The organism is Methylobacterium sp. UNC378MF, from assembly GCF_900103195.1.
In the GTDB taxonomy this organism is placed as follows: domain Bacteria; phylum Pseudomonadota; class Alphaproteobacteria; order Rhizobiales; family Beijerinckiaceae; genus Methylobacterium.
Window position 1 is genome coordinate 1 of record NZ_FMWU01000063.1, and the last position, 7,542, is coordinate 7,542.

At 69.3% G+C, this 7,542-nt stretch carries 11 protein-coding genes; 7 read left to right on the plus strand and 4 right to left on the minus strand.

The window, feature by feature from the left end; genetic code table 11:
- On the minus strand, positions 1-603 hold a 603-nt coding region (locus BLT59_RS30210; protein WP_139174166.1), incomplete at its 3' end, for an aminotransferase class I/II-fold pyridoxal phosphate-dependent enzyme.
- Between the two features lie 315 nt (positions 604-918).
- Here BLT59_RS30210 and BLT59_RS32295 point away from each other — a divergent pair.
- Together BLT59_RS32295 and murA are read left to right on the plus strand one after the other, a co-directional pair.
- Entirely contained in the window at positions 919-1,098 is a 180-nt protein-coding gene (locus tag BLT59_RS32295; protein WP_091789881.1) for a hypothetical protein, read from the plus strand.
- Positions 1,099-1,184: 86 nt separating this feature from the next.
- Entirely contained in the window at positions 1,185-2,474 is a 1,290-nt protein-coding gene (gene murA / locus BLT59_RS30220) for a UDP-N-acetylglucosamine 1-carboxyvinyltransferase (RefSeq protein ID WP_091789884.1), read from the plus strand.
- 139 nt (positions 2,475-2,613) lie between these two features.
- On the opposite strand, the gene BLT59_RS30225 is transcribed toward murA, so the two are convergent.
- A complete protein-coding gene (locus BLT59_RS30225; RefSeq protein WP_091789887.1) occupies positions 2,614-3,006 on the minus strand; it encodes a hypothetical protein in 393 nt (130 codons plus the stop codon).
- 187 nt (positions 3,007-3,193) lie between these two features.
- Between BLT59_RS30225 and BLT59_RS30230 the strand changes: the two genes are divergently transcribed.
- From BLT59_RS30230 to BLT59_RS31000, 5 genes are all read left to right on the plus strand, one after another.
- Complete coding sequence (locus BLT59_RS30230) at positions 3,194-3,640, plus strand: DUF2948 family protein (RefSeq protein ID WP_091789891.1); 447 nt, start codon at positions 3,194-3,196, stop codon at positions 3,638-3,640.
- Between the two features lie 21 nt (positions 3,641-3,661).
- The gene (hisD, locus tag BLT59_RS30235) at positions 3,662-4,957 is read left to right on the plus strand and encodes a histidinol dehydrogenase (RefSeq protein WP_091789894.1); all 1,296 of its coding nucleotides are present in this window, start codon (positions 3,662-3,664) and stop codon (positions 4,955-4,957) included.
- A gap of 10 nt (positions 4,958-4,967) precedes the next feature.
- On the plus strand, positions 4,968-5,450 hold the full coding sequence (locus BLT59_RS30240; protein ID WP_091789897.1) for a UPF0262 family protein: 483 nt from the start codon (positions 4,968-4,970) through the stop codon (positions 5,448-5,450).
- Between the two features lie 23 nt (positions 5,451-5,473).
- On the plus strand, positions 5,474-5,956 hold the full coding sequence (locus BLT59_RS30245; protein ID WP_091789900.1) for an arsenate-mycothiol transferase ArsC: 483 nt from the start codon (positions 5,474-5,476) through the stop codon (positions 5,954-5,956).
- A 163-nt stretch (positions 5,957-6,119) separates the two neighbouring features.
- Positions 6,120-6,563 (plus strand): hypothetical protein, encoded by a 444-nt coding sequence (locus BLT59_RS31000; protein ID WP_139174167.1) that lies wholly within the window; start codon positions 6,120-6,122, stop codon positions 6,561-6,563.
- An 85-nt stretch (positions 6,564-6,648) separates the two neighbouring features.
- On the opposite strand, the gene BLT59_RS30250 is transcribed toward BLT59_RS31000, so the two are convergent.
- Both BLT59_RS30250 and BLT59_RS30255 read right to left on the minus strand, forming a co-directional pair.
- Positions 6,649-6,975 (minus strand): hypothetical protein, encoded by a 327-nt coding sequence (locus tag BLT59_RS30250; RefSeq protein ID WP_091789903.1) that lies wholly within the window; start codon positions 6,973-6,975, stop codon positions 6,649-6,651.
- Positions 6,976-7,098: 123 nt separating this feature from the next.
- On the minus strand, positions 7,099-7,542 hold a 444-nt coding region (locus tag BLT59_RS30255), incomplete at its 5' end, for a transglutaminase-like cysteine peptidase (protein ID WP_175544173.1).

Below are 7,542 nucleotides of genomic sequence, written 5' to 3' on the forward strand. Positions count from 1 at the left end.
GATCAGCTTCGGCCGGTCGCCGGCCTCCCGGAGCAGGTCCTCCAGGTGCTGGAGATCGTTGTGGCGGAAGATCTTCTTCGCGCAGCCGGAATGGCGCACACCCTCGATCATCGAGTTGTGGTTGAAGGCATCCGACAGGATCAGGCAATCCGGGATCAGCTTGGCGATGGTCGAGATGCCGGCCTGGTTCGACACGTAGCCCGAGGTGAAGACCAGACCTGCCTCCTTGCCGTGCAGGTCGGCGAGTTCGCGCTCCAGGTCGACCAGCGGCGAGGTGTTGCCGGCGATGTTGCGGGTGCCGCCCGCGCCGACGCCGCAGCGGGCGGCGGTCTCGGTCAGCGCGGCCACCACCTCCTTGTGCTGGCCCATGCCGAGATAGTCGTTCGAGCACCACACCGTGATCTCGGCCGTCTTGCCGTCGGGCTGGCGCCACTTGGCCGTCGGAAACCGCCCTGAAATCCGCTCGATATCCGCAAACACACGATACCGCCGCTCGCCGTGCAACTGATCCAGGGCGCCGCGGAAGTATCGCTCGTAGCCGGAACCGGCGCGCGTCGATCCCGCTGCGGCGAGCATCGTGCTGGGCATCCGGGTGACGGTCATCGAGCGTCCTTCGCGTGTTCGGCCGCGCGGGTGGCGCCTTCGAGCGCCCGGGTCCCGCGATCGAGGTCCGGCCTCGGTCAGTCCTTCGCGTGAGGGCCGGAAGATACGCGCGGATCTGGAACTGGTTCAAGGTAAGGTTCCGACATCGCTGCCTTGCATCCGTTGAGAGGCCCGCGCAAACCGGCTAGCGTCCGGCAGGATCTTCCCGTCCGAACTTGGCTCCAGCGCCCTGTATCAGCCCATGTTTCCACCCGCAGATGGCTCACCCGGCAAGGACGTGCGCGCCCCAACCTTGCGGCGACCAAGGGTCGCGCCATGACGAAGACGAAGGACGAGCGCGCGGAACGTCTGAAGGCGGCGCTGCGACAGAATCTGCGCCGTCGGAAGGCGCAGGACCGCGGCCGGGCGGAGGCGAGGCCCTCTCTGGACGCGGATCCGTCCTGCGCGCACGAACCTGACGGAAGCGGTCCTGATTCCGACAAATCCGGTCTATAGGGCACGGCCAAGCCTGGGCGCTGCCGCGCCCGCGAGCAGCACGGCCGGCCGCGCGCCATCGAGGGTGCGCCGCCCGAGGACAAACGATGGACCGCATCCACATCACCGGCGGCGCGCCGCTCAACGGCGTGATCCCGATCTCGGGCGCCAAGAACGCGGCGCTGCCGCTGATGATCGCCAGCCTGCTCACGGGCGAGACGCTGGAGCTGATCAACGTGCCGCGGCTCGCCGACATCGCGGCGCTGACGCGGATCCTCGGCAACCATGGCGTGGACCACATGGTCGTCGGCAAGCGCCCCGGTCAGACCACCGAGACGGGTCAGACCATCCGGCTCACCGCCTCCAACGTCATCGACACCACCGCGCCCTACGGCCTCGTCTCAACGATGCGGGCGAGCTTCTGGGTGATCGCGCCGCTGCTCGCCCGGTTCGGCGAGGCCAAGGTGTCGCTGCCCGGCGGCTGCGCCATCGGCACCCGGCCGGTCGACCTGCTGATCATGGCCCTGGAGAAGCTCGGGGCCGAGATCGAGATCGACGCCGGCTACGTGGTCGCCCGCACGAAGAACGGCCTGCGCGGCGCCGAGGTCGCCTTCCCCAAGGTCACGGTCGGCGGAACGCATGTGGCGCTGATGGCCGCCGCCCTCGCCTACGGGACGACCGTGATCGAGAACGCCGCCCGCGAGCCGGAGGTGGTCGATCTCGCGGAGTGCCTGAACAAGATGGGCGCCAAGATCCGCGGCGCCGGCACGCCGCGCATCGAGATCGAGGGCGTGGCGCGCCTGAACGGCGCCCGCCACGAGGTCCTGCCCGACCGGATCGAGACGGGAACCTACGCCATGGCGGTGGCGATGACCGGCGGTGACGTCGTCCTCAAGGACACCCGGGCCGAGCTTCTGCACGCGGCCCTCGACGTCCTGTCGACCACGGGGGCGGAGATCACCCAGGTCGAAGGCGGTATCCGCGTGCGCCGCAACGGCGCCGGCATCGCGGCGGTCGACGTCACCACGGACCCGTTTCCGGGCTTCCCCACGGATCTGCAGGCGCAGTTCATGGCGCTGATGACCCTCGCCAAGGGCCAGTCGCACATCCGCGAGACCATTTTCGAGAACCGGTTCATGCACGTGCAGGAACTGGCCCGCCTCGGCGCGAAGATCCGCCTCGAGGGCGACCTCGCCATCGTCGAGGGCGTGGAGCGGCTGAGGGGCGCCCCCGTCATGGCCACCGACCTGCGCGCCTCGGTCTCCCTGGTCATCGCGGGCCTTGCCGCCGAGGGCGAGACCCAGATCAACCGGGTCTACCATCTCGACCGCGGCTTCGAGGCTCTGGAGGCCAAGCTCGCCCGCTGCGGCGCGCAGATCGAGCGCGTGAGGGCCTGACACGCCCGTCGGCCGCCCGGAAGACCGGGGAAACCAGGCCACCGGATCAGTCGGAAGGTCGCGCAGGTGCCCCGTCTCGCCCCCGGCCCGGCATCTCGGCGGCCCATTCCCTACGGACCCTGCGCGACAGCCGGCGCGCTCAGTCCGCGATCCGCCCGCGCTTGTAGCCGAAGCCGGGCATGTCGCAGCCGCAGGGTGCATCGGGCGGTGCCGGTCGCGTCAGGCACGTGCCGCGGGCGGTCACGCAGACGCTGTCGTCCCACCGGCGCCCGGGGCCGGCGGGCCAGCGCGGCCGGGGCCGGTCGTATTCGTCCTCGAATGGCGGTGGAGGCGGACGCCAGCCGTAGCCGTCATCGGCAGGCGGCGGCGGGCGCCCTCCGGGCGGCGGCGGAGCATAGGCGTCGCGATCCGGCCCCGGACGGCCGTAGATATAGGGCCGCGCGTCCGGGCCGACCTGCGCGCCCGCGGGACCGACCGCCTGCATTCCGATCGTCAGCACCGCCAGAACCGCGTGCGTCGTGAGCTTGGCCATCCGCTCCCTGCCTGGGCTCGTCCGCCGCCGCTTCTAAGCGGTGGCGCTGGGCCGAGCCTGGACCCGCCCGGGATCGCGATCCCCAGCCCAGCCGTTGCCCGAACGGGGTCGCGCCGCTACCTACGCCGTGCCGCAGGCCGGCCCCCACCGCCCGACCCGCGCCCCGTATTCCCCGAGGACCCTCTGCATGGAGCTGCTCAGGCTCGCCGCCCTCGACACCGAGGACCTGACCGTGATCTCGGCCCACCTGCAGGACGCGATTTTGCGGCCGGAGGATCTGACCTATCTCGCCGGCGAGCAGCGCTTCCTCATGGTCGCGCGGCGCTTCGACTGGACGCCGGACGCCCCGCCCCGGCGCCGCCTCACCGGCCTGCACATCGAGCGCGTTCAGGGCGTGAAGAGTCGCGGGCTGATGCCGGGCGACACCACGCCCATGAGCCTGCTCGCCCTGACCTTCGAGCCGACGGATGCGCCCTCCGGGCATATCGACCTCGTCTTCTCCGGCGGCGCAGCCCTCCGGCTTGCGGTCGAGTGCATCGAGGTCCGGATGAAGGATCTCGGCCCGGTCTGGGAATCGGCGACCCGTCCCGGCCACAACATCGACACCGACACGGCCGCCGGTCCGGCGGCCTGACGCGAGACAGAAGGCTTTCCGATGGTCCGGCTCGACAGCAGCGAACCGAATTTTGCCGCCGCCTTCGCGCACCTCCTGACGGTGAAGCGCGAGATCGCCGAGGACGTGGACGAGGCGGTGCGCGGCATCATCGCCGACGTCGTCGCCCGCGGCGACGCGGCCCTGGTCGATTTCACCCGGCGCTTCGACCGCCTCGGCGATGATTTCACGGCCGAGCACCTGCGGGTCACGGAGGCGGAGATCGTCGCGGCAATCGCGGCCTGTCCGCCGGATTCCCTGGAAGCCCTGCGCCTGGCGGCCGAGCGGATCGAGAGCTTCCACCAGGCGCAGCGACCCGAGGATCACCGGGCCACTGACGCTCTCGGCGTCACAGCCGGCTGGCGCTGGACGGCGCTGGAATCGGTGGGGCTCTACGTCCCGGGCGGGACCGCGAGCTATCCCTCCTCGGTGCTGATGAACGCGCTTCCCGCCCGCGTCGCCGGGGTGCCGCGGCTCGTGATGGTCGTGCCGACTCCGGACGGCCAGATGAATCCGCTGGTCCTCGCCGCCGCGCAGCTCGCCGGCGTCCACGAAATCTACCGGGTGGGCGGTGCCCAGGCCGTGGCGGCGCTCGCCTACGGCACCGCCACCATCGCCCCCGTGGCCAAGGTCGTCGGGCCGGGCAATGCCTGGGTCGCGGCGGCCAAGCGCCGGGTCTTCGGCCAGGTCGGGATCGACATGATCGCCGGCCCCTCCGAGGTGCTGATCCTGGCCGACGGCCACGCCAACCCCGACTGGATCGCCGCCGACCTGCTGGCCCAGGCCGAGCACGACGTCGCGGCCCAGGCGATCCTGATCACCGACAGCGCAGAACTGGCCGACGCCGTCGAGGGTGCGGTGGAGCGCGCCCTCACCACCCTGCCCCGCCAGGAGATCGCACGGGCGAGCTGGCGCGATTACGGCGCCGTCATCCGGGTCCGCACCTTCGACGAGGCCGTGCCCCTCGTTGACCGACTCGCCCCCGAACACCTGGAGATCGAGACCCAGGACGCGGAGGCGCTCGCCGGCAAAGTGCGCAATGCCGGCGCGATCTTTCTCGGCTCGCACACGCCGGAGGCGATCGGCGACTATGTCGGCGGCCCCAACCACGTCCTGCCGACAGCCCGCTCCGCGCGGTTCTCCTCCGGACTCGGGGTGCTCGACTTCATGAAGCGGACGACGATCCTCGCCTGCACGCCGGAGAGCTTGCGGGCGCTCGGCCCGGCAGCGATAAACCTCGGCCGGTCCGAGGGCCTGGAGGGGCATGCCCGCTCCGTCGCGATCCGGTTGAACCTGTGAGGCTTTGGGGATGGCGGAGAAGCAGCGCGGGCCGAACCGCCTCGCGAAGGTGAGCCTGGACGAGGCGTCCATCGCCCGCGGCAACCCGGATCAGGAGCACGAGCGGGCGATCGCGCTGTTCGACATTCTGGAGGACAATTCCTTCACGATCCCGGGTCGCGAGGGCCCCTACGCTTTGACGCTCGGCCTCGTCGAGAACAAGCTCTCCTTCGCCATCACCACGGTGGACGGCGAGCCGGTGATGACGCACCTCCTGTCGCTGACCCCGTTCCGGCGGGTGATCCGCGACTACGAGATGATCTGCGAAAGTTACTACAACGCGATCCGCACCGCCTCGCCGTCGCAGATCGAGGCGATCGACATGGGCCGGCGCGGTCTGCACAACGAGGCATCCGACACGCTGAAGCAGCGCCTGGAGGGCAAGGTCGACCTCGACCATGACACGGCCCGCCGCCTGTTCACCCTGATCTTCGCGCTGCACTGGAAGGGCTAGGGCGCCCTCCGCGCCGACCGGCAATGGCTGAGCCCGTTCCCGAGCCTGCCCCCGACGCCACTCCGAAGAAGCGGCGGGTGCAGTCCGTCCTGTTCATGTGCAACTACAACGCCGTACGCTCGGTGGCGGCGGAGGCGATCGCGCGCGCCTATTTCGGCAAGTCCACCTACGTGCAGTCGGCCGGGGTACGCTCCGGGGAGCCCACCGACCCGTTCATGGTCGCGGCGCTCGACGAGGTCGGGATCGACGCGAGCCGACATCGGCCCCGCACCATCGAGGAGCTCGAGGACTGGGAGGGGCTGAACTTCGACCTGATCATCACCCTCGCGCCTGAGGCGCATCACCGCGCACTGGACCTGACGCACACGCTCGCGGCCGATGTCGAGTACTGGCCGACTCCCGATCCGACGCTGGTTCAGGACGCCTCTCGGGAGCAGCGCCTGGACGCCTACCGCGACGTTCGCGACGGGCTCACCAGGCGGATCAAGGCCCGCCTGAAGGGTTGAGCCGCCCGAGTCGAAGCCGGCTTCCATATTCCGAATGGTCAGGAGTCGCGGCTGTCCCGCGCCAAGGCTTGCCGTCCGATTCATGAGAATCCGAGCCGGAAGCGTCAGATTCCGCCGATCCTGCTATAAGGTCTCCTGCAGCATTCGATTCGGCAGAAACACCATGCCCATCTGCAGAAATCTTATTATCTCCGCAATTCTCTACGCGATTTCTATATCACCATCATTATCACAATGGAGACCGACCGGCGAGCTACTCACCGTTTCTTCAAAAAACAGATGTGAAAAAACCGCCGGCAGGGTCGCGGCAATCAACGATGGCATCCTGTATTTCTGTCCTTCGCGGGCCGCAGAAGTCGATGCACAGGTTTCTGATGCCAGCCATTTTTACGTCGTTCACGAATATGGCCATCTGGCCATCCATACGACCTCGACGAAGCTCGCCGATTGCTGGGCGGCTCATAAGCTGGCATCCGCCCCGAAGGGGCCCCATTACATCAGGCAATGGATCAAGCATTGGCGGATCTACGGGACCGCGGATGCGGCCTACGGAACCGCTGAAGAACGGATCTCGAACGTCCGCAGCTGCTGTGCCTGCGGCGCCTGAGCTGGTGCCAAGCGGAGCAGGCGCGGCGTCGGCGACGCCTGGCCCGAAAGCCTGCGCATCCTGGTCGCTGATCTGTCGGGACGGTTCACCCGTTGCGTCCAACAAGCCACGCCCGGAAGCGCCCGGCCACGAGGGGCCGCGCGCGGGCAATATCCGTCTCGTCGAGGAGCGGCGAGCCTGCCAGGGCCGTGAGATAGGCTTCCTCGGAACCCCGGCACGCCAGGAAGGCCGCGTCGGCAGCGAGGTCCCGCTCCGTCAGCACGGCCTGGATCCGGAAATTGCGGCTGAGGCAGTCCCGCCAGATCTCATGCCGCGTTGCAGTGGCGTCGGCCGCCTGCGCCCGGCCAGCCGCCCCCACGATCAGCATTGTCCCGAGAAACAGGGCCGGCGACAGCTGGCGGGCTCGCGACATCGATCAGGCACTCCGTCCCGGCGCAGAGTGGCGCCGACAGGGTTAGCGCTCGGTTAAGATCAAGGGCCCAGGTCTCGAAACCGCGGCGGCCGGGGATCGGTGAGCCGGGTCGCGTGAGGTGGTTCAGCGGTTGGCGGTGGTGATCGGGGAGGTGACGCCGCCGAGCGAGACCCAGGCGACCGCGTCCTGGCTCTCGCGCTTGATGAACACGTAGCCGGTCTTGTGCCAGGGCAGGATCGCGTTGGTCTTGTTGTCCAGCACCAGGTCGCCCCGGTCGGTGACGAGCGTCAGCACCGCGTGGCCCTCGCCCTTCTCGTCGATCACCACGGTCATGCGCATCGCCCGCCGCGGCAGGCCGGCCTCGACCAGCAGGTGCCGCTTGAGCAGCTGGAAGTCCTCGCAATCGCCGATGCCGTCCTCGGCCAGGTCCCAGCGATCGGCCACGTGCAGGTGGTCCTGGTCGGTCATCGGCTCGACCGCCTTGTTGACCCGCCGGTTCACCGACACGATCGTCGCCCAGGTCGCCGGCGTCAGGCTGATCCGGGCCGGCTCGCTCCGGTCGACCGC